Origin of the sequence: Variovorax pasteuri, assembly GCF_051216435.1 — a bacterium.
In the GTDB taxonomy this organism is placed as follows: Bacteria; Pseudomonadota; Gammaproteobacteria; order Burkholderiales; family Burkholderiaceae_C; genus Variovorax.
The window spans coordinates 129021-152559 of sequence record NZ_JBPJZS010000012.1; the positions used below are offsets into that span (position 1 = coordinate 129021).

General features: G+C 67.9%; 22 protein-coding genes. 4 read left to right on the forward strand and 18 right to left on the reverse strand.

Annotation, left to right across the window (positions count from 1 at the left end):
- Positions 1 to 7: 7 nt before the first annotated feature.
- The 3 genes from ACSFBM_RS30505 to ACSFBM_RS30515 are packed head-to-tail and all read right to left on the reverse strand — an operon-like array spanning position 8 to position 3113.
- The gene (locus tag ACSFBM_RS30505; protein ID WP_435487726.1) at positions 8 to 1162 is read right to left on the reverse strand and encodes an acyl-CoA dehydrogenase family protein; all 1155 of its coding nucleotides are present in this window, start codon (positions 1160 to 1162) and stop codon (positions 8 to 10) included.
- Positions 1159 to 1521 (reverse strand): lysozyme inhibitor LprI family protein, encoded by a 363-nt coding sequence (locus ACSFBM_RS30510; RefSeq protein WP_435487727.1) that lies wholly within the window; start codon positions 1519 to 1521, stop codon positions 1159 to 1161. The genes ACSFBM_RS30505 and ACSFBM_RS30510 overlap by 4 nt, the downstream gene beginning before the upstream one ends.
- A 47-nt stretch (positions 1522 to 1568) precedes the next feature.
- Positions 1569 to 3113 carry a CoA-acylating methylmalonate-semialdehyde dehydrogenase gene (locus tag ACSFBM_RS30515; RefSeq protein WP_435487728.1) on the reverse strand — a complete coding sequence of 515 codons (1545 nt, stop codon included), beginning with the start codon at positions 3111 to 3113 and terminating at the stop codon, positions 1569 to 1571.
- A gap of 169 nt (positions 3114 to 3282) precedes the next feature.
- Between ACSFBM_RS30515 and ACSFBM_RS30520 the strand changes: the two genes are divergently transcribed.
- Positions 3283 to 4176 carry a LysR family transcriptional regulator gene (locus tag ACSFBM_RS30520; RefSeq protein ID WP_435439311.1) on the forward strand — a complete coding sequence of 298 codons (894 nt, stop codon included), beginning with the start codon at positions 3283 to 3285 and terminating at the stop codon, positions 4174 to 4176.
- Between the two features lie 9 nt (positions 4177 to 4185).
- Here ACSFBM_RS30520 and ACSFBM_RS30525 read toward each other — a convergent pair whose 3' ends face one another.
- From ACSFBM_RS30525 to ACSFBM_RS30545, 5 genes are all read right to left on the reverse strand, one after another.
- Entirely contained in the window at positions 4186 to 4509 is a 324-nt protein-coding gene (locus ACSFBM_RS30525) for a hypothetical protein (RefSeq protein ID WP_435487729.1), read from the reverse strand.
- Positions 4510 to 4525: 16 nt separating this feature from the next.
- Positions 4526 to 5602 carry a DUF4241 domain-containing protein gene (locus ACSFBM_RS30530; RefSeq protein ID WP_435487730.1) on the reverse strand — a complete coding sequence of 359 codons (1077 nt, stop codon included), beginning with the start codon at positions 5600 to 5602 and terminating at the stop codon, positions 4526 to 4528.
- Positions 5603 to 5614: 12 nt separating this feature from the next.
- A complete protein-coding gene (locus tag ACSFBM_RS30535; RefSeq protein WP_435487731.1) occupies positions 5615 to 7009 on the reverse strand; it encodes a CoA transferase in 1395 nt (464 codons plus the stop codon).
- A gap of 95 nt (positions 7010 to 7104) precedes the next feature.
- Positions 7105 to 7743, reverse strand: coding sequence for a 3-oxoacid CoA-transferase subunit B (locus ACSFBM_RS30540; protein ID WP_435487732.1), 639 nt, complete (start codon positions 7741 to 7743; stop codon positions 7105 to 7107).
- 1 nt (position 7744) lies between these two features.
- Positions 7745 to 8557: a CoA transferase subunit A gene (locus ACSFBM_RS30545; RefSeq protein ID WP_435487733.1), complete on the reverse strand. Its 813-nt coding sequence runs from the start codon at positions 8555 to 8557 to the stop codon at positions 7745 to 7747.
- Positions 8558 to 8650: 93 nt separating this feature from the next.
- On the opposite strand from ACSFBM_RS30545, the gene ACSFBM_RS30550 reads away from it, so the two are divergent.
- On the forward strand, positions 8651 to 9217 hold the full coding sequence (locus tag ACSFBM_RS30550; protein WP_435487734.1) for a LuxR C-terminal-related transcriptional regulator: 567 nt from the start codon (positions 8651 to 8653) through the stop codon (positions 9215 to 9217).
- A gap of 21 nt (positions 9218 to 9238) precedes the next feature.
- Here ACSFBM_RS30550 and ACSFBM_RS30555 read toward each other — a convergent pair whose 3' ends face one another.
- Positions 9239 to 10147: an AraC family transcriptional regulator gene (locus tag ACSFBM_RS30555; protein ID WP_435487761.1), complete on the reverse strand. Its 909-nt coding sequence runs from the start codon at positions 10145 to 10147 to the stop codon at positions 9239 to 9241.
- 210 nt (positions 10148 to 10357) lie between these two features.
- Between ACSFBM_RS30555 and ACSFBM_RS30560 the strand changes: the two genes are divergently transcribed.
- Together ACSFBM_RS30560 and ACSFBM_RS30565 are read left to right on the forward strand one after the other, a co-directional pair.
- A complete protein-coding gene (locus tag ACSFBM_RS30560) occupies positions 10358 to 11200 on the forward strand; it encodes an oxidoreductase (protein WP_435439318.1) in 843 nt (280 codons plus the stop codon).
- 209 nt (positions 11201 to 11409) lie between these two features.
- On the forward strand, positions 11410 to 11556 hold the full coding sequence (locus ACSFBM_RS30565; RefSeq protein WP_435439319.1) for a hypothetical protein: 147 nt from the start codon (positions 11410 to 11412) through the stop codon (positions 11554 to 11556).
- Positions 11557 to 11601: 45 nt separating this feature from the next.
- Here ACSFBM_RS30565 and ACSFBM_RS30570 read toward each other — a convergent pair whose 3' ends face one another.
- The 9 genes from ACSFBM_RS30570 to ACSFBM_RS30610 form a co-directional block, all read right to left on the reverse strand.
- Positions 11602 to 12375, reverse strand: coding sequence for a hypothetical protein (locus ACSFBM_RS30570; RefSeq protein WP_435487735.1), 774 nt, complete (start codon positions 12373 to 12375; stop codon positions 11602 to 11604).
- The gene (locus tag ACSFBM_RS30575) at positions 12372 to 13073 is read right to left on the reverse strand and encodes a phospholipase D-like domain-containing protein (RefSeq protein WP_435487736.1); all 702 of its coding nucleotides are present in this window, start codon (positions 13071 to 13073) and stop codon (positions 12372 to 12374) included. The genes ACSFBM_RS30570 and ACSFBM_RS30575 overlap by 4 nt, the downstream gene beginning before the upstream one ends.
- Before the next feature lies 1 nt (position 13074).
- Positions 13075 to 18321 (reverse strand): DNA repair ATPase, encoded by a 5247-nt coding sequence (locus tag ACSFBM_RS30580; RefSeq protein ID WP_435487737.1) that lies wholly within the window; start codon positions 18319 to 18321, stop codon positions 13075 to 13077.
- Between the two features lie 12 nt (positions 18322 to 18333).
- Positions 18334 to 18879 carry a TFIIB-type zinc ribbon-containing protein gene (locus ACSFBM_RS30585; protein WP_435487738.1) on the reverse strand — a complete coding sequence of 182 codons (546 nt, stop codon included), beginning with the start codon at positions 18877 to 18879 and terminating at the stop codon, positions 18334 to 18336.
- 14 nt (positions 18880 to 18893) lie between these two features.
- On the reverse strand, positions 18894 to 21062 hold the full coding sequence (locus ACSFBM_RS30590) for a hypothetical protein (protein ID WP_435487739.1): 2169 nt from the start codon (positions 21060 to 21062) through the stop codon (positions 18894 to 18896).
- Between the two features lie 106 nt (positions 21063 to 21168).
- Entirely contained in the window at positions 21169 to 21822 is a 654-nt protein-coding gene (locus ACSFBM_RS30595) for a ubiquinone biosynthesis protein (protein ID WP_435487740.1), read from the reverse strand.
- 38 nt (positions 21823 to 21860) lie between these two features.
- Positions 21861 to 22226: a hypothetical protein gene (locus ACSFBM_RS30600; protein WP_435487741.1), complete on the reverse strand. Its 366-nt coding sequence runs from the start codon at positions 22224 to 22226 to the stop codon at positions 21861 to 21863.
- A gap of 2 nt (positions 22227 to 22228) precedes the next feature.
- Positions 22229 to 22945, reverse strand: coding sequence for a PspA/IM30 family protein (locus ACSFBM_RS30605; RefSeq protein WP_435487742.1), 717 nt, complete (start codon positions 22943 to 22945; stop codon positions 22229 to 22231).
- 12 nt (positions 22946 to 22957) lie between these two features.
- Complete coding sequence (locus ACSFBM_RS30610; protein WP_435487743.1) at positions 22958 to 23374, reverse strand: YjfI family protein; 417 nt, start codon at positions 23372 to 23374, stop codon at positions 22958 to 22960.
- Positions 23375 to 23539: the final 165 nt, after the last annotated feature.

Below are 23539 nucleotides of genomic sequence, written 5' to 3' on the forward strand. Positions count from 1 at the left end.
CGGGGCGTCAGCGGATATCGCTGTCCCCTTCCAGCAATTTTCGCGCAACGATGACGCGCATGATTTCGTTGGTGCCCTCCAGGATCTGGTGCACGCGCGTGTCGCGCACCAGGCGCTCCAGGGGGAACTCGCTCAGGTAGCCGTAGCCGCCGTGCAGCTGCAATGCGTCGTTGCAGACGTTGAAGCCCGCATCCGTCGCGAAGCGCTTGGCCATCGCGCAATAGGTGCTCGCGTCCGCATGGCCCGCGTCCAACTTTGATGCGGCCAGCCGCACCATCTGCCGCGCCGCGACCAGCTCGGTCGCCATGTCGGCCAGCTTGAACTGCAGCGCCTGGAAGCTCGCGAGCGGCTTGCCGAACTGCTGGCGCTCGTGCAGGTAGCGGCGCGCCGCGTCGAGTGCGCCCTGCGCCGCGCCCACCGAGCAGGTCGCGATGTTGATGCGCCCGCCGTCGAGCCCCTTCATCGCAATGCGAAAGCCCTCGCCGTCCTTGCCCAGCAGGTTCTGCGCAGGCACCCGCACGTTGTCGAAGTTGATGGTGCGCGTGGGCTGGCTGTTCCAGCCCATCTTGTGTTCCTTCTTGCCGTAGCTGATGCCCGGCGCATCCGCCGGCACCGCAAAGGCCGAGATGCCGCTCGCGCCCGCGCCGCCGGTGCGCGCCATCAGCACCAGCACGTCGGTCGCGCCCGCGCCCGAGATGAAGGCCTTGCCGCCGTTGATGACGTACTCGGCGCCCTGCAATTCGGCGCGCGTCTTCAGCGACCCGGCGTCCGACCCGGCACCCGGCTCGGTGAGGCAGTACGACGCCAGCTTGCGCCCGCTCGTGAGGTCCTCGCCCCACTGCTGCGCCACCGCATCGGTCGCCCAGGTGCCCAGCATCCACGTCGCCATGTTGTGGATCGTGATGAAGGCCGTGGTCGAGGGGTCGACCGCGGCCATTTCCTCGAACACCAGCGCCGCGTCCAGCCGCGGCAGGCCGAGGCCGCCCACGCGCTCGGGCGCATAGAGCCCGCAGAAGCCCAGTTCGCCGGCCTTGGCGATGGCTTCCTTCGGGAAGATGGCCTCTGCGTCCCACTGCGCCGCGTGCGGCGCGAACTCGGCCTGGGCAAAGTCGCGCGCGGTCTGCGCAAAGGCGTTCTGTTCTTCAGACAGTTCGAAGTTCATTGCTCGCGGCCCTTCCAGCGCTCCAGTTCTTCGGTCCGTTTCCGGGTCGATTTCTCCAGGCACGCGTTGAATACCAGCGGCCAGATGGAGCCGCCCTCGTTCGCTTTGGCAGCGCGCTTGCAGGCGGGGTCGCGGCCCTTGAGCCAGGTCCGTTGCTCGGTGCGCAGCGCTCCGCGCATCTGCGGCGAGAGCGTGTTCATCACCTCGCCGTACCGGATGTTGAGCACGGCATCGGCCGCACGAAAGTCGCGCACTGCGCAGTCGTTCATCTGCAACTGGTTGCCATTGGGGTTGCAGTCGACCGGGTCCGCCGCAGCGGCGGCCCGAGCCCCGCCGGCGAGCAATGCGACCGTCGCCACCGCGCCCCAGGCCGCACTGCGAAGCCCGTGCCTGCGAAACCCATGCCTCATTTGAGGCTGATGGTGGTGTTGACACCGTGCGAGACGGTGCTGTCGTCGAACCAGCGTGCCGTCACGGTCTTGGTCTGCGTGTAGAACATGATGACCTGCTTGCCGTAGGGGCCCAGGTCGCCGAGCTTCGAAGCGCGTGAACCGGTGAACGAGAACATTGGCACGGGCACCGGAATCGGCACGTTGATGCCGACCTGGCCCACGTCGATGTCTTCCTGGAAGCGGCGCGCCGCGGCGCCCGACTGCGTGAAGATGGCCGTGCCGTTGCCGTTCGGGTTGCTGTTGATCATCTCGATGGCTTCGTCGATGGTCTCGGCCTCGGCCACGCACAGCACCGGGCCGAACACTTCCTGCTCATAGATCGTCATGCCGGGCTTCACGCCGGTGAAGATCGTCGGGCCGACGAAGTTGCCCTTCTCGAAACCGGGCACGGTGGGCTTGCGGCCGTCGAGCACCAGCTTGGCGCCGTCGGCCTCGCCGCGTTCGATGAGGCTGTTGACGCGGTCGTAGGCGGCGCAGGACACCAGCGGGCCCACGTCCACACCCTTCTCGGTGCCGGCGCCGATCTTCAGCGTCTTGGCCTTGGCGATGAGTTCAGGCACCCAGTTGCGCGCCTCGCCCACCAGCACCGCCACCGACACCGCCATGCAGCGTTGACCGGCCGCGCCGAAGCTCGCGCCCGCGATGGCGTTGAGCGTCTGCTCCTTGTTGGCGTCGGGCATCACGATGGCGTGGTTCTTCGCGCCCATCATGCATTGCGCACGCTTGCCGGCCAGCGTGGCGCGGTTGTAGACGTGCGTGCCGACCTTGGTCGAGCCGACGAAGCTGATCGCCTTGATGTCCTTGTGGTCGCAGATGCCGTTGACGATGGCTTCGCCGCCGTGCACCACGTTCAGCACGCCGGGCGGAATGCCGGCTTCGAGCGCCAGTTCGCACAGGCGCATGGTGACCATCGGGTCCTGCTCGGAGGGCTTGAGCACGAAGGTGTTGCCGGTGACGATGGCCATCGGGAACATCCACAGCGGGATCATGGCGGGGAAGTTGAACGGCGTGATGCCGGCGCACACGCCCAGCGGCTGCAGCAGCGTGTAGGTGTCCACACCGTTGGCCACGTTGTTGGCCAGCTCGCCGAGCTGCAGGTTGCCGATGTTCGATGCGTGCTCGACCACTTCGAGGCCGCGGAACACGTCGCCTTCGGCGTCCGGCAGCGTCTTGCCCTGTTCGGCCGTGAGGATGGCGGCCAGCTCGCCCATGTTTTCGCGAATGAGCTGCTGCAGCTTCAGGAAGATGCGTGCGCGCGTGCCGATGGGGGTCTTGCGCCAGGTCTTGAAGGCTTCCTTGGCGGAGGCGACGGCGGCGTCCAGTTCGGCCGGGGTCGCGAACGGCACGCGGGCCAGCACCTGCTGCGTGGCCGGGTTGACGACGTCGCGCCATTCGGTGGTCTTGGACTCGACGAGCTTGCCGCCGATCAAGAGCTTGACGGTGGCGATCTGGGCGACCTGTGCGGTCGGTGCTCGGGGCGTGGCGGTGGTGGCGTCCATGGGTTTTGTCTCCTGTGATCCTGTAGGTCTTGCAAAAGCGACTACCGGTCTGGCCGGTTCAGCCGTGCATCCTAGCTTTGCAGATTTGCCATGACAATAGACAAATATGCGCGGGTGCTTTGCAAAAATGCAGAGTCCAGACACCAAGCAACCGGAGACACACACGCACATGGACTGGGACAACCTGCGCTACTTTCTGGAGCTCGCCCGCTCGGGCACGCTGATGAGCGCGGCACGCCGGCTCGAGGTCGACCACACCACCGTGGCGCGCCGCATCCAGGCGCTCGAGAAAGAGGTCGGCGCGCCGCTCTTCTCGCGCGAATCGGGCGGCCACCGGCTCACCGAGGCGGGCCGGCGGCTGCAGCCGCAGGTCGAGGCGATGGAAAGCGCCTTCCGGGCGGTGGAGAGCACGGCGCCAGCCTCACAGGAAGGACTGTCGGGCCTGGTGCGCATCGGCGCGACGGAGGGCTTCGGCACCGTGGTGCTGGCGCCGCAGCTGGCGCTGTTCGCGGTGCAGCACCCCAAGCTCACCATCGACCTGCTGGCCATGCCGCGCCTGGTGCACCTGTCGCGGCGCGAAGCCGACATCGTGATTTCGCTCGAACGCCCGGCGCGCGGCCCGGTGGTCGTCAGCAAGCTGACCGACTACACGCTGCGGCTCTACGCGTCGAAGAAGTACCTGGCCGCGCACAAGCCCGTCAAGACGCGCGAAGACCTGCGCGGCCACACCTTCATCAGCTACGTGGACGACCTGCTGTTCAGCAAGGAGCTGCAGTACCTCGACGAACTGCACCGCCCCGACAGCTTCGCCCTGCGCAGCACCAGCGTGCTGGCGCAGCACAGCGCGGTGGCGGCGGGTGCGGGCATTGCGGTGCTGCCGGCCTTCATTGCGGAGAAAGACAGCGCGCTCAAGCCGGTGCTGCCGGGGCAGGCGAACTTCACGCGCACGTTCTGGATGTCGATGCCGGCGGAGACCAAGCACCTGGGGCGCATGCAGGCCATCTGGGAGTTCCTGCGCGAGACGGCGCAGGCGCAGCGAGCGCTGCTGTTGCCTGACGCCTGACACCCGCAGTCAGCGCCGCGGCGGGGCGATGTCCGGAAAATTCTGCCCCACGAAATCCACCACGAAGGCCTGCGGGTCCACGCGCTGGTTCTGCGTTTCCGCGTGGTCGAGGTAGCGGCGCCAGAAATGGCGGATCTTGTCGGGCACGTCGTCGGCAAAGCCCATCTGCGCGCCGACCATCTCCTGCCAGGTACCGCTCGCCATGAAGGTCTGCGCGAGCCTGGGCTCCAGGGCTTCGAGCGTGGCCCGTTTCTCGTCGTCGAGCTGGTCGATCGCGTCCAGCACCAAACAATCCACCAGCCGCAGCAGCGGCCTTCCTTCGTATCTGCTCATCGTCCGCTCCTACGGCTCAGGAAAACATGCGCTTCCAGAGGCCGGGTCGCGGCGCCGGTTCGGCGGCTTCGGACTCGGCCTGCTCAAGCAATTCGATCAGTCCAGGCACACGCGGCTTCTTGAGCCGCCGCACATACGCGAGATAGCTCTCCTCCTCGTCCACGGTGTAGAGCTGCGGCGGCATCGGCAGGCCGGCCACACTGCCCAGCAGCACGCGCAGCGCGTCGAGCCGGTTCATGCGAATGGCGCTCATGAGGGCGGTCTCGCCGAGCGAGGGAACGATCTCGTTCGCGCCCGCAAGGCCCGCGGCCAGCAGCGGGCCGATGGCGGCGGCGTCGCCCGCGACGGCCGCCGCACCCAGTGCCTCGAGCGCGGCCAGTTTCCCGGGCGAGAGACTGGCCTTGTACGCGTCGCCGCGCTTGTCGTTCTCGTCGCGCGCGTCGCCGCCGGTCATGGTCATGAAGTCGGTCACCAGCGCCACGGGCTCGCCCGCCGCATCGAGCGCCCAGAAGCTGGGGTAGCTGCCGTCGCCCCAGCCCGAGCGGAAGATCACCGTGTTGCTCGCCGAGCCTGCGCCCAGCGGGTAGTGGTCGACGGTATCGGCGTCGCCCATCTCGCCGGCGAGCACGTCGTCGTAGTAGCTCACGTAGTCGGGATCGGCCGCTTCGCGCCGGTCGCGCTCGGCCATGGCGGCGGCGGCGTCGGTGTCCATGAAACAGCCGACACCCGCATCCACCGGGTAGCCGTAGAACTCGCCCTCCCCCAAGGTTTCGAGCGTCTCCAGCGACTGTCCCTCGAGCAGCGCCATCTCCCAGTGCAGGTCGGCGGCGCGCACCCCGGCGCGCTCACGCAGCCACAACACCGCCAGTGCGTGGTCGCCCCTGTCGTGCAGCACCTCGACGGGGAAGGCGCCGCGTTGCTGCAGTTCGCGCGCAAAGGGCGCTCGCTCGGGCTGCACCAGCGGGTCGCACGCCACGATGCGCCCGCTCGTGAGGTTCAGCGGGCCGCAGGGCTTGCGCTGCAGATGGCGCGCGCGCAACGCCTCGTCGTCGAGAAAAATGGCTTGCAGGTTGTCGATGTCGAAATAAGGCATGCGCCCAGTTTCTCACTCCCGCACATCGGCCGGCCACACGGGTGGATGGCTGCCCGGCGGCATCGACGCACGCGGCCATGCGGCGGGCGTGCGCGACAGCTGCGCGCCGTGGCGCAGCGCGGCGAGCTTGCCGAAGCCGGAGTCCGAGGTTTCGACATAAGGCTGCAAGTCGGGCCTTGCGATCGACAGCCCGCCGGGCAGGCGCCCCAGGCTGCGCAACCACTGGCCGGTCTGCGCCAGCGACACCTGCACGTGCCAGCTGCCGCCCTCCTGCTGCTGGCGCCGCAGCGCGGCGGCGGCGCCGAAGGCGATCAGGTAGCCGGTGGCCTCGTCGAGGATCTGCATGGGCAGTGGCCTGGGCTTGCCGTCGCCCGCGGCCTCTGCCTCGGCGTGGTTGAAACCCATGGCCGTCTGCACCAGCGAGTCGAAACCGCGCCGGCCGGCCCACGGCCCCTGCGTGCCATAGGCCGTGAGCGACACGCACACGATGCCGGGCCGCAGCCGTGCCAGTTCCGCCGGCCCGAAGCCCAGCGACGCAACACCGCCGGGCCGGTAGCCCTGCACGAAGACATGCGCGTCAGCGGCCAGTTGCCGCAGCGCCGCGCGGCCGTCGTCGGTGCGCAGGTCCACATGCGCCGACAGCTTGCCGCGGCTGGTATCGGCGATGGACTCGATGTTGGGCAGGTGCGGTGAATTGACGAGCATCACGTCGGCGCCATACGCCGCGAGCGCGCGGCCGCCCACCGGCCCCGCGAGGATGCGCGTGAGGTCGAGCACACGCACGCCGGTCAGCGGCCGCTGGTCTTCGCGCAGCGGCGGCAGCAGGCGCGGCGGTGCGTCGCCGATGCGTTCGATGCTGAAGAGCGGTTGCGCCGCAACGGCCTGCCCCTGCGGCGTGGCGTCCCATTCGTCGAAGCGGCGCAGCGCGGTCGCGACCAGCCCTTGCGCGGCGGCAGCGTCCTCGAAATCCTGTGCGCGCCAGGCGCCCATCGCGGCTTCGGCGTCGGCACGCGTGCAGGTCGCGGGATCCAGCTTCATCAGCCGCAGCGCGCCCTCGCGGTGGTGCGCAAAGTTGGCATGGATGCGCACCCACCCGTCGGCACAGCGGTACAGCCCCGAGAAGGTGTCCCACAGCTCGGGCACGCGCCCGTCCAGGCTGAACCAGCCGCAACAGTCCAGCGCTGCGTGCTGCATGTCGACGCCGACCTGCTGGCGCGCGGTGCCGCGCAGGTGGCCCAGTTCGCACGCCGCGAGCGCCGCCGCCGCGATGGTGCTCTGCGCGGCGGTGCCGACCGCGAAGGACGACGGCAGCACCGGCTCGGCACCCGAGAGCCCCGCGAACGACAAGGCATCCGGCGGCAGGCCCGCCTGCCGCCAGATGCCGCCCAGAACTTCCATTGCATCCATTGCCATCTCCTTCTCTACTTCTCTGCTTCTCCAAAACGAAAAGGCAGGGCCCGCTCTCGCGGCCCTGCCCTTGGTGTGTCGTCGGGTTCGCGGCCTTACTGGATCAGCTTGGCGCCGGTCTTGGCCTGCAGCGCGTCGAAGGTGACGCCGGGCGCCAGCTCGACGACCTTCAGGCCCTCGGGCACCACGTCCATCACGGCCAGGTCGGTGATGATGCGGTCGACGACGCCCACACCGGTCAGCGGCAGCGTGCAGGCTTCGAGGATCTTCAGGTCCTCGGTGCCGTCTTTCTTCTTCGCCACGTGTTCCATCAGCACGATCACGCGCTTCACGCCGGCCACCAGGTCCATGGCGCCGCCCATGCCCTTGACCATCTTGCCGGGGATCATCCAGTTGGCGAGGTCGCCCTTGGCGCTCACCTGCATGGCGCCCAGGATCGACAGGTTGATCTTGCCGCCGCGGATCATCGCGAAGCTGTCATGGCTGCCGAAGATGGCCGAGCCGGGCAGCGTGGTCACGGTCTGCTTGCCGGCGTTGATCAGGTCGGCGTCGACGTTGTCTTCCGTGGGGAAGGGGCCGATGCCGAGCATGCCGTTCTCGCTCTGCAGCCACACTTCCTTGGTGCCGGTGTGGTTGGCCACCAGCGTCGGAATGCCGATGCCCAGGTTGACGTAGAAGCCGTCTTCGAGTTCTTGCGCGGCGCGGGCCGCCATCTGGTCTTGGGTCCAGGGCATCTCAGGCTCCTTCTTTCTTGTTGACAGGCACGGTGGGCACAGGCACGTCGGCACTGGCGGCGGCCTGCGCGATCACGGCCTGCGCCTCGACCTTGGCGGCGGCGGCGTCCACCGGTGCGGCGGCGCTCACGGTGCGCTTCTCGATGCGCTTCTCGGGGTTGGCGTTGAGCACGATGCGGTGCACGTAGATGCCCGGCAGGTGGATGTCGTCGGGGGCCAGTTCACCCACTTCGACGATCTTCTCGACCTCGACGATGCAGACCTTGCCGGCCATGGCCGCGGCCGGGTTGAAGTTGCGCGCCGTCAGGCGAAAGCGCAGGTTGCCCGACTTGTCGGCCACGTCGGCCTTCACCAGCGCCACGTCGGGCACCAGCGAATGCTCCATCACGTAGGTTTCGCCGTTGAACTCGCGCAGTTCCTTGCCTTCGGCCACTTGCGTGCCCACGCCGGTCTTGGTGAAGAAGGCCGGAATGCCGGCGCCGCCGGCGCGCAGCTTTTCGGCCAGCGTGCCCTGGGGCGTGAATTCGAGCTCGAGTTCGCCGGCCAGGTACTGGCGCTCGAACTCCTTGTTCTCGCCCACGTAGGAGGCGACCATCTTCTTGATCTGGCGCGTTTCCAGCAGCTTGCCGAGGCCGAAACCGTCGACGCCCGCGTTGTTCGACACCACGGTGAGGTTCTGCACGCCGGTGTCTTTCAGCGCGTCGATCAGCGCCTCGGGAATGCCGCAAAGGCCGAAGCCGCCGACCGCGAGCATCTGCCCGTCGGCGACGACGCCCTTGAGTGCCGCTTCTGCGGAGGGATAGATCTTGTTCACTCGGGCTCCTTGATGGATGAATGGGAGTGGGTGGGAAAGCCTTGAACCATACTACGTACCCGCATACGTAGTATTTCGTAATGGTGACCCCTGATGCCTGAGATCGACTATCGGCTGGCTTTCGACCACGCGCCCGTGGGCATGGTGGTGTCGAGCAACCGCACCATCGTCGCCTGCAACCTGCGGGTGTGCGAAATCTTCGGCGCAACGCCCCCGGCGCTGGTGGGGCATTCGTTCAGCATCCTGTACCCCAGCGTGGCCGAGTTCGAGCGCATCGGCAAGCGCATGGAGCCCTTCCTGAACGCCAGCGGGCACTACGCCGACAACCGCATGATGAAACGGCTGGGCGGGCTGCACGGCGCCATGGCCGGCGAGACCTTCTGGTGCCACGTCACCGGCCACGCCATGAACCGCGAGGCGCCGCACGAGGCCGGCATCTGGACCTTCGAAGACCTGGGCTCGCGCCGCGCCGTGAAGGCCGAACTCACGCCGCGCGAACGCGAGGTGGCCGCCCAGGTGATGCGCGGGCTCACGTCCAAGGAAATCGGCAAGGCGCTGGGCATCAGCCACCGCACGGTGGAGCTGCACCGGGCGCGGCTGATGCGCAAGTACGCGGCGGCGACCACGGCGGAGCTGGTGCAGAAGCTGATCGCGGGTTGAGCAATACCCGGTTCCTGACCTTCAGTGCGAACTGACGAAGCCCGAAGACGGCCCGGGGTACGGCAGTGCAAAGGCCTTCTTCATGCGCGCCACCTCCTCGAGCGGGCTCAGGCCGAACAGCCGCTTGAATTCGCGGCTGAACTGCGACGGGCTCTCGTAGCCGACCCGGTCGCAGGCAGCGGCCGCGGTCATGCCTTCGCGCAGCATCAGCAGCCGGGCCTGGTGCAGCCGCGTCGACTTGAGGTACTGCATGGGCGAGGTGCCCGTGACGGCCTTGAAATGCGCGTGCAGCGACGGCGCGCTCATGCCCGCTTCGCGCGCGAGCTGCTCGATGTCCAGCGCGTCGTGAAAGGCCGCGTGGATCCTGCGGATCGCCTTGCCCACCTTGCCGAAGTGGCCTTGCCGCGTCAGGGCCGTGCGCAGCACGGCGCCCTGCTCGCCGCCGAGCACGCGAAAGTAGATCTCGCGCACCAGCGACGGACCGAGCACGCTCGCTTCGAGCGGCGACACCAGCGCCTCGAGCAGGCGTAGTACCGAGAGGCCGAGCCGCGCATCCATGGGCGTGGACATCATGGCCTTCGGCTTCGCCGCCGCGGCACGCGCGCCGGCCACGTCGAATTCATCGAGCCGCAGCATCAGCTCCGCGGCAACGCCGAAGTCCAGCCGCAGATAGATGGCCAGCAGGGGCTCCCGCTCGCTGGCGTCCGTCTCCATGGTGAAGGGCACGGGCACCGCAACGGCCAGGTAGTGCCGCGCGTCGTAGAGGTACAACTCGCCGCCGAAGAAGCCGCGCTTTCGCCCCTGGCAGACGATGACGATGCCCGGCTCGTACAGCACCGGCGCGCGCGCCAGCGGGCGGTTCGATCGCAGCATGCGCACGTCGGGCAGCGGCGTCTGGTTGTAGCCGTCGAGCGGGGCCAGGCGGGCCATCAGCGCCACCGTGCGCTGGGCGACGGTGGGCTCGGATGCGGGGCGATTCGTCACGAGTTCTCATTGTGCGCAGCGGGCATGGCAATGTGCCACGGTCTGGCCGAAATATCTGCCCATTCATAGTTTCAGGCAAGCACCGAAGACGGCCGGATATTCACGATCCTCTGGCCCGAACCTAGCATCCATGGCATTCATTCACAGGACTTCGCCATGACCGCATCCGCCTCCAAGACCCTGCTTATCACCGGTGTCAGCTCCGGCTTCGGCCGCGCCTTCGCGACCGCCGCGCTGGACGCGGGCCACATCGTCGTCGGCACGCTGCGCAACGACGGCGCGTGTGCCGAATTCGAGGCCCTGGCGCCCGGCCGCGCCCACGCCGTGGTGCTCGATGTGACCGACAGCGCCGCCATCGAGCCCGCGCTGGCGCGCGTGTTGCGCAAGGTCGGCCGCATCGACGTGCTGGTCAACAACGCGGGCTACGGGCACGAAGGCACGATGGAGGAATCCGGCCTCGACGACATTCGCCGCCAGTTCGATGTCAATGTGTTCGGCGCGGTCGCGATGACCAAGGCCGTGCTGCCCGCGATGCGCGAGCGGCGCAGCGGCCACATCGTCAACATCACGTCGATGGGCGGCTTCATCACGATGCCGGGCATCGCGTACTACTGCGGCAGCAAGTTCGCGCTCGAAGGCATCTCCGAGGTGCTGGCCAAGGAAGTCGCGGCCTTCGGCGTGCATGTGACGGCGATCGCGCCCGGGTCGTTCCGCACCGACTGGGCGGGGCGCTCGATGGTGCGGGCCGAACGGCACGTGACCGACTACGACGCGGTCTTCGACCCGATCCGCGAAGCTCGCCAAGCCAAGAACGGCCGGCAGCCCGGCGACCCGGCCAAGGCCGCGCAGGCCTTGCTGAAAGTGATCGCGGCCGAGAAGCCGCCCGTGCACCTGCTACTGGGAAAGGACGCGCTGGCGCTGGTGCGCGCCAAGCTCGCATCGATGGCTGAAGAGATCGACGCGTGGGAAGCCGTGTCGGCCTCCACCGACCACGACTGAAAGGCAGTCGAAAGCGCACAGCTGCAGCGGCGCTTCGAATGCCTGACTTGGGGGTGGTGTCCTTCTTCGTCCTGCGCGCCCGGCTTCGCGCCGGATCGTTGCAAAAACGGAAACGCCGTGTCCGCGAAAGGCGTGCGTCGGAGTCGCTGTGGAAGCCTATCTTGGAGGCATGCGAACAAGCCGTCCGCACATCGTCCAAGGAGCCTGAAATGTCCACATCCCTTCATTCCGAAAAGAGCCTGTTGCTGCAGACACAAGTGACCGTGGCGCGTGCGCATGCGCTGGCCGTGCAAAAGCTGCCCGTGGCGCTGACGCTCTCGGCCATCATCCTGTCCATCGTCAACGTCAGGCTGTAGCCGCGTCGAGGGGCCGAGGACGGGGCGAGCCTGCCGCCCGGTGACTCACTTTTTTCTGGCCAGCCCGGGTCGTGCAATGGGCGGCGCTGCCGCCTCCGGCGCCTTGACCCATCCCCTCAGCAGCACGCCGAAGAAAAGCCCCGCCCCGAAGATCGCCCAGTACACCCAGCCCGGCAGGTTCTCCGCCCCGCTGTGCAGGTTCATGCCGAAGGCCGCACCGATGGCCATCAGCGGGAACGTCAAGGCCGCGATGGTGTTCAGCTTGTGCTGCGCACGGCTGACTTCCATGGCTGCGCGCGCCTGTTGCTCGGCCGCATGCGCGAGCCGGTAGTCGAGCGACATGCGGGTGTCGGCCAGCAGCAGTTCGGTGCCGCGCGCGATCTCGACCGCGCGGTCGCGCATGTCGGTGACGAGCGCATCTTCCGGCACGGCTTCGCGGGCGGCCTGCAGCGTGGCCTGCACGTTCGAGGCGGCGCGCGACAGCGGAATCAGCGGCCCGAGGATCTGGAACAGCGCCTCGGAGGTCTCGGCCGCCTCGTGCCTGATCTCGAAGGTGCTGAGCGTCGCGCGATAGCTCTCGAGCAGCTTCTGCAACGCCCGCTCGCCGGGGTTGTTGCCCTTGTGCAGCCATGCCCCGTCGGGCTTGCGCAGGAACACGGCGGGCTTGCGCTCCGAGCCGGTGCCCGCGGGAGGTTCGTGCAGGATCACCATCAGGTGCCCCTGCTCGTGAATGATGCGCTGCGCGCCGTAGCTGGAGGTGCCCAGCCGCTGCTGCAGCGCGGGCGGCAGTTCCCAGTCGTAGTCGATCCGTCGTGTCATCGGGAGGCCTGCAGTTCTTTCCACAAGGAATCGAATTCGTCGGCAAAGCGACGAACGAGTGAGGGGTCGTTGCTCAGCACCAGGTTCTCCTCGTTGAACGAGGCGGCGCTGCGCGTCCAGTTGTAGCTGCCGTTGAGCAGGCGCATGCCGTCGAAGATGGCGAACTTGTGGTGCATGTGCGCGTCGGTGCGGTCCAGCGCGACAGGAATGCCGGCCGCGCGCAGCTGGCCGATGTCGCTGCCCAGGTCGAACTCCTTGTCGTTGTCGGAGATGCACCGCAGCGACACGCCGCGCCGGTGCGCGGCCAACACCTCGGCCGTGATGCGGTCGTCCGACAGCGTGAACACGCAGATGTCGACCGAGCGTTTCGCAGCCCTCAGTTGCTGGTTGATGGCCTGCAGGCACGCCGTGCCGGGGCTGAAGAAGGCCTGCGAGCGCACCGCGACGTTGTCGGGCGAGCGGCCCGCGTCGATGGCGCGCACCACGCCTTCGAGCCATTTCAGCAAGGACAGCTGCTCGGGGTCGGCGGTGCGGGCGCGCACCAGGTCGAAGGCCCGGTTGCGAAGCTGGCGCAGGCCGTCTTCCGGCGGCGACGCTTCGCGCAGGGTGTGAACCAGCACGCGGCGTTCGTCGTCACTCAGGCGGGCGTCGGCCAGCGAGGCGTCCAGCTGAACCAGCAGTTCCGGCAAGGTCGACATGTCAGGACTCCTTGTCAGGCTTGGACGTGCGCTTCGGCGCAGGCCGCAATTCGGAGGCCAGCCGCTCCATGTCCTGCTTGATCGACCGATCGAGCTCCAGCCGGCGCTCGGTGGCCGTCACCAGCGGCAGGATGAGCTCGCGGTAGGTCACCGCGATCTGCAGCATCGCGTCGGCCAGGCGCTGGCCTTCGCTGGGGCCTTGCGCGGGCTCCGCCGGCGGCGGCTTCAACGCATCGACCGCGCGCGCCACGTCGAGCATGCTGCTCGCAATGCGCTGGCTGCCGTCCACGTCGGCACCGCCGAGCTTTCGCTGGCGCACGAACTCCTCGCAGATCGCGCTCCAGCGCGCGCTTTCTTCCGGCGTCGGACTGCCGAGCAGCTGCGCGAGCCGCAGCAGGTTTTCTTCGGCGCCGGTGGTCAGCGTCTGGGCTTCGCCGCGGTAGTGGTCGCGCAACAGTGCGTCGAGCTCGTCGTCGCGCATCAGCGCGGTGATCTTGCCCGCCAGCTTGGTCATGTTGCGGTAGCTGCCCTGCAGTTTGAAAGGCGGTGCGGTGCGGTAGTTTTCCTGCTGCGCGGCCGACTCGATGTACGCAAGGTTCACCTTCAGCAGCAGGTCGCGCGCGCGGAACAGGCGCTGCAGCAGCGCCTTGATCTCTTCCAGCTCCACCGCGCTGTACGCATGCGACAGCGCGCTGCCCGGCACCTCGTGGCCCTGCGCCATCTTCACCAGCAGCTGCACGTCCCTCGGGTCGCGCGAGGCCAGCGGCATGAGCGTGGGGTTCGAGGTCAGGCTGTTCTCGATGTACGACAGCGCGAACGCCGCCTCGCGGCCCGACAGCACGTCGCCCAGGTTGTAGATGTCGGCCCGGTTGGCCAGCATGTCCGGAATCTTGAACACGTCGCCCGACTCGGTGTACGGGTTGCCCGCCATCACGACGGCGAAGCGCTTGCCGCGCATGTCGTAGCTGCGCGGCTCGCCGTTCCACACGCCCTCGATGCGGCGCGTGCCGTCGGCCAGCGCAATGAACTTCTGCAGAAACTCCGGGTTCGTGTGCTGGATGTCGTCGAGGTACAGCATCACGTTGCTGCCCATCGCCAGGCCCAGGTTGAGTTTCTCCAGCTCCTGGCGCGCTGCGCTGTTGGGCGCGTTGGCGGGGTCGATGGCCGTCACGCCGTGGCCCAGCGCCGGGCAGTTGATGCGAACGAAGATCAGCCCCAGGCGGTCGGCCACGTACTCCATCAGCGTGGTCTTGCCGTAGCCCGGCGGCGAAATCAGCAGCAGCAGGCCCATGCGGTCGGTGCGGCTGCCCGCGCCGGAAGATCCGATCTGCTTGGCGAGGTTGTCGCCGATGAGCGGCAAATACAGCTCGTCGATCAGCTGGTTGCGCACGAAGGTCGACAGCGGCCTGGCCTGGAACTGGCCCAGCTTCAGGCGCGACTTCTCGCGCTCCAGCAGTTCGTGGCGCAGCGCCTGCAGCGCCTCGTAGCCGGGCACGGCGTGCTGCACGTGGAACAGAAAGCGGCGCCAGAAGTCGTTCAGGTTCAGCACCATGCGGCCGTCGGCCACGCGCGGATGCTCGCCGCGCAGGCCTTCCACCGTCTGGTCGAGCGCCACGTTGACGCGGGTGCGCTGCAGCGGCATGGCCAGCACGCTGGCCGCATCGTCGACCCAGTCGAGCGACTGCGGCGACTGGTGAACGGCAAAGGCGCGCACCCAGTCGCGCGCCAGGCGCCAGCGCTCGGGCGGCGGCGCGGCGTCCAGGTCGGCCTGCCACGCTTCGCGGCGGCCACCGCGTTCAAGTTCGCGCAGCAGCGCCGCGGCCAGGTCTTCGCCCGCGCCGGACACGACCCAGGTGTCGCCCGCGTGCGCCGCGAGCTCGCGCACCAGGTACGCCGCCGCCTGGTCGCACAGCGTGGCCATGTGGCCCTTGTGCGCTTCGCGTGCCTCCTCGCTCGCCGTCTCGGCCAGCGGCAGCAGGTCGGCGAGCACGTCGCGTGCGAAATGGCCCAGCGAACGGGCGGTGTCGGCCTCGAGCTGTTCGAGCGCATCGCGCCGGCCGAACATGTCCTGCATCTGCATTGCGGCACGCGCGCGCCGCAGCAGCGATTCGCGGTGCGCGATGAGGTGGCCGTGCTGCCAGTAGAGCAAGGCCAGCGCGCGCTCGGTCGGGCCCCAGGCCAGCAGGCCGGCCTGGTCCTGCATGACGACCAGCGCACCGAGCAGGCGCAATGCATCGTCGTCGTGAATGCCCTTCTGGTAGCCCTCCTGGTAGCGCGCGGCGGCGAAGCGGCGGACCATGTCCAGCAACTGCGGGTGCAAGGGGTCTTCGGCCAGCAGCGTGCGCACCTCGGCCCAACTGCGCTCGGCCTTGCCGTCGAGCAGCGATTCGAGGAGGCGGCCGGCGAGGTACTCGGCGCGCGCCAGTTCGCGGGTTTCCGACACCAGCGACTGGTTCCAGTAGACCTGCAAGGCCTGCAGCCGCTCGTCGTTCACGGGGCTCTGGTAGTCGGTGCCCGTGACCTGGTAGGCCATGCCTTCCTCGCGGGCCACCAGCGTCAGGTCGACCGGCTGGCGGTGCACGGTGAAGGCGTGGCGGCCCAGGCGCAGCGTGTCACCGCCCTCGCTCACCAGCTCGCGCTTGTCGCGCACGGCACCCAGGGCCTGGTCGCGCGCGGTCTTCAGGCGGGTGTCGAGTTCGTCGGCGGGCACGGCGGCGCCCAGCGAGCGCAGGTCGGCAATCAGCGTGTGCAGCTTGGCGATCATCGGGTCGGCCGCGAAGTAGCTGTGCACCTGGCTCAGCTCGCCGAACTGCGCCACGCGGCGCGCCACGCCGTCCAGGATGCGCCCGGCGGCATCGACCACGCCCTGCGCGCGGCGCTGGCGCGCCTCGACCAGGCTCTGGCGCCGCGCGGACAGCGCCTCGTACACGTTCTCGCGCTTCTCGGCAATGTCGGCCAGGAAGTCTTCCTGCTCGGCGAAACGGCCTTCGATTTCTTCGAGCTGCGCCAGCAGCCGCGTCAGCGCGTCGTCGCACTTCTCGGGCGTGTCGGCGAACTCCAGCGCGTTTTCCACCGCCTGGCCGAAGAGCTTGAACTGCGCGCCGAACTCCGCCCGTGCCTCGGTCGCGCCCAGCGACTTGCGGCGTGCGCGCGCATCGGCGCGCATGCGGTTGATGTCGGCGTAGATCAGCGAGATGCGGTCGAGGATCGACGTGCGAACCACCGCGTCGCCGCCCGGCAGGCTGCCGAGCTGCTCGGTCAGCAGGTCGAGCCCCGCCGCCTGTTCGTCGAGCGTGGTCAGCAGCTGGCCCAGCGCCGGCGAGGTGGCCAGGCTGGGCAGCGTCAGCGCCAGCTTGTCGAGCGCCTGGCGCTGGCCGGCGAAGGCGGTGTCGGCCGCCAGGAACTGCATGGCGCGTTCGCCGATGCGCTGCTGCTCGGCTTCGAGCGCCGCATCCATCGCGGCGATGCGCGGCAGGTCGGCGTAGCGCAGCTCCTTGAGCATCTGCAGCGCACCGCGCCGTTCGCGCAGCCGGCCCAGCGCCTTCACGAAGTCGTCGGGCGCGCGCCAGATCGTGCTGGCAATGTCGACCAGCAGCGCATGCTGCTCGTCCTCCGCGCGGGCCAGCGCACGCGCTGTTTCGCGGCGAATGGTGTCGACCTTCTCGAACTCGGCCAGCGTGCTGCGCGCCACCTCGCTGATGCTGCGCAGCTCGGCCATGAGGCCGGTGGCCTCCGGCGCGTCGAGCCAGAAGTAGGCGTCGCTCACGCGGGTGCACTGGCGAATGAGGTCTTCGTAGGCCGCCTTGGTCGGCGCCTGCTCGCGCACCGCGCGGGCAATGCCCATCAGGTCGCTCACACCGCGCACCAGCTCGGCATTGCCGATCTTGCCGAAGAAGCCGGTGGCGGGCGGTTGCGCGCCCACGTGTTCCTCGCTGGCGAACGGTGTCTGCCACAGCTGCATCGGGTGCACGCGCGTCGGCTCGCCGTCGTTGTCGTGGAACACCAGGATGCGGCCGTCGGCAAAGCGCGCGTAGCCGTTGGCGATGATCGGCGTGGCGAGCTTCTTGTCGATCAGGTTGTAGTTGAAGAGCGCGTAGCGGCCCGGCTTGGGGTCGTAGAAGACGTAGGCCACGTCCTCGCCGTTCGGCGAACGCAGCATGCGCTTGAAGCGCATGTTCTCCACCATGTCCGCTGGCAGGTCGAAGCGCTTGTGCTCGCCCGACTGCAGGTAGTAGCCGCCCGGAAAGATGATGCCGTGGTCTTCGGGCAGCTGCACGCACGAACCGCCGATGGCGTCGATGCGCTCCACCTGCTGCGTGCGGATGTTGAACACCAGGTAGCGCGTGAGCTGCTCGCGGTAGGGCCTCACGCGCAGCAATATCAGCATGCCGAGCTTGGCCCACGCGATCTCGGCGTCGGTGAGCGACTGGCTCTTGTCTTCCACCGGCTCGCTGTAGATGCCCAGGCCGGTCTCGGTGTTGTTCTCGATCTTGACCGTGAGGTCGCCGCCCAGCGTTTCGACGAACACCGTGTCGAGCACGTTCACGTGCGGGTGCTTGCCACCCACATGGTCTTCGCGCGTGGCCACGGTCCACTCGAAATCATGGCTGGCGGGCAAGGCGATGTCGCGCTCGCCGCGGTTGTCGATGTAGCTGATGCGCCCGTCGCGCTCGATGGCCCAGCGGAACACGCGCACGTCGTGCAGCTGCTGGCCGATCTGGAAGGCGGCAAGCAGCTTGTCCTGCGTCACGCGCAGCTGCAGCAGCGTGGCCTGCTTGTAGTAAGCGTACAGCTCGCGGAAGTCGGAGGCGAAGCGCGTGTCTTCCAGGAAGGTGCCGGCAATCGGCACGGGCTGCAGCTCGTCGCTGTCGGCACCCGCCTCGCCCGGCGACAGCAGGCGGTACAGCCCGAACACGTCGCCCACGGCCGTTTCCTTGCGCAGGCCGATGAACACGTTGTAGCCGAACAGCAACAGGTCGCCGATGCGAACCAGGTCTCGCGCCGCCGCGTTGTTCTCCGTGCGTGCGCGGGTGCGCAGGATGAGCGTCTGGTCGGAGCGGCCGAACTCGGCCAGGCGCTGCTCGTTGAGCGCCTGCGTCTTCTTCAGCAGGCCCTCGCCCTGGGTTTCGAGGCGCTTCTTCAGCAGGTCGTAGCTGCCGCTGCCGGACACCAGCGCCTCGGTCTGGGCGGTCTGTGCCTCGGTGCCGGGCGGCGCTCCCGTGTCTTCGATGTCTTGCGTGGATTGCATAGGTCGGCGCGGTCAGTCCGCGCGCAGCAGTGCGAGCAGCTCGTCGCGGTGGGGCTGGGTACCGAGCCAGGCGCGGATGCGGTCCAGCTCGTCGATGCAGTCGTCGCCGTAGCGCCGGCGCAGCGCGTCGATGCGCGCCTCGCGCAACTCCTCGGTCTGCAGGCGGCGCTGCCAGCCGTCGGACAGCAGCTCGTCGAGCCGCCCGGCCAGCCCGCGGCTCACGAGGGCGCGCCACTCGCCCGGATCGAACCACAGGTTCTGGCAGGGCACGCAGCGGTCGATGCGAAAGTCGGGGGCCGCGCTCACGCGCAGGCGCTGCATCAGGCGGTCGCAGGCGGGGCAGTGCCGCACGGCCGCGGCATCGAACACCTCGATGACTTCGTCGTCGACGGCATGCGGCACACGGTTGGCGTCGCCGGCCTTCCAGGCGCGCCAGTCGTCCATCGCCATGAGCATGCCGCTGCAGTCACCGCACTCCACCGCGAGCAGCGCTTCGGCCAGCGCGACCGGCTGCATCGGCGCATGCGCCGGGCAACTGCACTTCAGGTTCGGATTCATCGCACGCCCCGGGGTCAGTTGCGGAAGGTGGAGATCAGGTTCTGCAGTGCGGTCTTCTGGCTTTCGCTGCCGTCGCTGGAGATCTTGCTCATCAGCGCGGCCACGCTGAGGTTCTGGATTTCGCCCGATGAGGTGCCCAGCGCGCCGACGATGTCGCGCACGTCCTTCACCACGTCGCGCTCGCCCGAGAGCTGGTCCTTGAAGGCGACCTGCAGCGCATTGCTCTTGGAGATGACGCCGTCGATGCCCTTGCCCACCGACAGCGAGCGCACGAAGCTGTCGAAATAGTCGCCCGAGCCGCCCACGATGTCGATCTTCGCGTTGGACAGCGCGGTGCCCAGCACCTCGGCCTGCTCCTTGGCAATGGACGTCTGCGCGTCGATGCCCTTCATCGTCTCGATGTGCGACTTCTCCAGGCGCATGCGGAACTCTTCGTGGTCGCGCGTTTCGGGGCTCATCGACTTCATGGCCTCGAACTTCTCGTGCAGGCCCTTGGCCTCGGCGTTGAAGCGGGCCTCGATCACCTGCGCGTCGGCCTGGCCGGACTTCAGCGTGGCCTCGGCGTCGGCCGTGCGCACGTTCACGTCGGCCAAGCCGAGCTTTTCCTTGCCCGAGGCTTCGGCCTCGAACTTGGCGCGCATGCCGGCGGCTTCGGCCTGCGAGCGCGCCTCGATCACCTGCGCGTCGGCCTGGCCGGACTTCAGGATGGCGTCGGCGTCGGCCTGGCGCACATGCACCTCGGCCAGGCCCAGCTTCTCCTTGCCCGAGGCTTCGGCCTCGAGGCCGGCCAGCTTGGCCTGCGCCGTGGCGATCGCGACCTTGGCGGCAGCCAGGCCCGGCGCGGCGGAGATGGCCTCGACGCCTTCGGCTTCGCGCTTCTTCGATTCGGCGTCGCGCTCGGCCACCTTGAGCTTGGCGTCGGCCAGCGTGAGTTCTTCGGCCGCCTTGTGACGCGCGCGCTTCTCTTGCGTTTCGGCCGCCTTCACGTCGATGACCATCTTCTCTTCGGCCTGGCCCTCGGCCATGATGACGACCGACTTCTTGGTGCGCTCGGCCTCGGCCACCACGCGCAGTTCCTTGATGGCTTCTTCCTGCTCGGCCACCGTGCGCTCGACCACGATGCGCTCGCGGATCACGTCGGCAATGGCCTTCTTCTGCACTTCGACGGCCTTGTCCTTCTCGATGCGCTGCAGCGTCACTTCCTTCTCGCGGTCGACAATTTCCAGGTCGCGGGCGCGGGTGACTTTTTCTTCCTCGATGGCCACCGCGCGCTTGCGGTTGTTCTCGGCCACTTCCTTTTCGCGCTGCACGTTCTCCTGCTGCACCGACACGGTCTGCTCCGAGAGCAGGCGCGCGGTTTCGGACTTGGTGCGCTCCTCGGACTGGATCTTGGCGGTCTCGGCCTCTTCACGGGCGCGCACGCTGGCAATTTCGCGGTGCTGGCGCGAGGTGGCGTCGGCCTGCTGGCGCTCCAGCTCGAGCATGGCTTCCTGCGTCTCGACGTTCTTCTTCTTGATCTGCATTTCCTCGTTGCGGCGCAGCTCGTTGGTGCGCACATGCTCGACCGCCGTCAGCTCGGTGATCTTCTTGATGCCCTGCGCATCGAGGATGTTGTTGGCGTCCAGCTCCGACAGCGGCGTTTGCTCGAGGAAGTCGATGGCCGCGTCTTCGAGCACGTAGCCCGACAGGTCGTTGCCGATCTGGCTGATGATCTGGTCGCGAAAGCCGTCGCGCGCCTGGTACAGGTCGACGAACTCCATCGACTTGCCCACCGTCTTCAGCGCCTCGGAGAACTTGGCCGAGAACAGCTCTTCGAGCGTCTCGTGGTTGGAGGCCCGCGCGCAGCCGATGCCCTGCGCCACCTTCAGCACGTCGTCGGCGGTCTTGTTCACGCGCACGAAGAACTTCACCTTGATGTCCGCGCGGATGTTGTCGCGGCAGATCAGGCCTTCGTTGCCCGAGCGGTCAATCTCGATCGTCTTGACCGAGATGTCCATCAGCTCGGCCTTGTGGATGATCGGGTAGACCATGCGCCCGGTGAAGGTCACCTCGGGCTCCGCGCGCAGCGTGTTCACGATGAGGGCGTGGCCCTGTTCGATCTTGCGATAGAACTTGGCGAACATCGCGAACAGGCCGAGGATGACAACGGCCAGTATGACGATGGCGAAGATGATGGGCTCCATTTTTTCTCCAGAATTGCTTTGAGAGCGAAAGAAACAGGTGACGGGTGCGGCGTGCCGCGAAGGCGCGCCCTGACGGCCGGCTCAGCCGGACGGCTTGGGGTGTGGATCAGGCTGCGTGGTCGTCGTGCGCGGCGATGAGGTAGCGCCCGGCCACCTCGTCGTACTCGACGATCAGCGCCCGCGAGCCGCGCTTGAGCGTGTTGGGCGTGATGGCCCACACGCGGATGTTCAGGCTCGCGCCACGGCGCGCCACGTCGGCGCGGCCGTCCTTCTCGTTGACCACGCCGGTGACGACGCGGCAGAGCTGTCCGACCAGCGCGGCGTTGGTCACGGCCGTGTGGGTCACGAACAGGCCGCGCAGCGGCCGGATGGCCACGGCGGTGATGGGAATGGCGATGACCGCGCTGGCCACCAGCAGCACCGTGCCGGCCAGCAGCTGCAGCGGCAGCGTAGGCACCAGCGGCAGCAGCCATTCGCCACCCAGGCAGCACACCGTCCAGGAGACCAGCACCAGCAGGCTCACGGCCACGGAGAACGGCACGCCGTTCAGGCCCATGGCCACCACATAGCTTGCGAGCTGCCCGACGTCGCTGGTGTCGCCGTCGGCATGCGTGTGCATGTGGACGTCGACGTCGAGCCCGCTGTGTTCGATGTCGACCATGCCGAGCATCGCGAGCACCCAGTAGATCACCACGACGCCCAGCAGCACCGTGTAGATCGCGGTGGGGTACCCCGTCACCGCGCCCATGAAATTGCCCATTGATCCTCCCGCTTGCGGGTTGTTGTTCGTTGTTCTGTTTACTTGCGCCCCGGCTTCCCCGTGCCGGTGTTCTTCTTTGCACTCGCCGTTGCGGTGCTCGCGAAGGCGATCAGGTCGCGCGTGGCCCTCTCCTTGATGGCCAGGCGGTCGTCCGCGGCGAGCCCGTAGCGCTGCGCCAGGAATTCGTAGTCGGTGGCGCTCAACGACACCGTGAGGCGCGGCCGCTTCGGCTTCGAGGTGGTCGCCAGGCCCAGCACCTGGCGGATCTGGTCCGACGTGGACACGTGCTGCTCGAACGCCGCGCTGCGCACGGCCTCGAGCACGGCCTCTTCCACGTCGAACGCCACCTGGACGGCGCGTATTGCCTCGTCGGAGCCCTGCCAGCGAACCGGCTTGGCGCGCATGCTTATGGCGCCCCGGTTCCCGCCGGGTCGCCGGCCTGGCGGGCGCGGATGCGCGCCATCACCTTGCCGGTGCGGTCGGCGTCGCTGCCGATGCCCGCGGCCGCGAGCTTCTTCTCGAGTGCGCCGTGGCCGAACTCGTTGTCCAGCTGCTGGCTGGCCGTCATGCGGTCGGACAGGTCCTCGTGCCGTGCGCGGATGCGCTCCAGCGACTCCCGCGCATTGGCCAGGCGCGAACCGCCGCTGCCGATGTTCTCGGAGATGGACTGCGTGGCGCGATAAACGCTCTCGGTGGTCTTGGCGATGCCGATCTCGCGCTCATGCTCGCGGATGCGCGCCTCGGCCGACTTGATCAGTTCCTTGAGCTTGGACACCTGCAGCGAATACGACGCGTGCGCCTTGGCCTGCTCCTCGAGTTCCTGCTCGATCAGACCGACCTTGGACGCCACGTCGAGCGCCAGGCCCTCTTGCGTCTTGTTGAGCGCCTCGAGCGCCAGGCCTTCGTAGCGGCTCGCTTCGTTCTTCAGGCGTTCGATTTCGCGGGCCGACTGCATTTCCTTGGCCATGACGCCGGTGAGGTCGCCCTTGGCTTTCTCGATGCTGTGCTTGGCGTCGATGATTTCCTGCTCGTAGATGCGCGTGGCGTTGCTGTCGACCACGCTCTCGCCGATTTCGCGTGCGCTGCCGCGCAGCAAGGTGACCAGCTTCTTGATGACTGTCATGGGGTTCTCCGCTTAATTCAGGAATTCGGACAGGGCGTCGAGTGCGTCGAGCGCGTTGTCGCTGAGCACGGCCACTTCACGTGCGATGTCCTGCACGCTGGCATCGCGGCCGAGCGCGCCGGTGAGCACGTAGCGGCCGTCGACGCGCCCGAAGGACGACAGGGGCACCGAGGGGTTGAGGTCAAGCAACGATTCGAGCAGCTCGGTGCGGCGCTCGGGCTTCACTTCTTCGTCGGTCCAGAGGTAGCAGATGCAGATGATCTGCATGTCGGAGCTGGTGACGAAGATCGGCAGCTCGTCGCGGCCTTCGATGCTCACCTGGATCACGGGGGTGCTGCCCGGAATGGGCTGCAGCTGCACGGGCAGCCCACCCATCTCGGCGCCGGCCAGTACATCCAGTCCCTTGAGTTGATCGAGCAGTGATTGCATACCTCTCCTTGTGGTTATGTACCGATCGAAACGCGCGGTTCGTCGATGGGCTCAATGTAGGTGAGCCGACATAACATGTCAAACGAGCCCTTTGGTTCTCATTCGACGGACAAGGTGACTTTGTGCACTTGCGTGCTCTCTGGATTTGGGCGGAGGAGACGATCG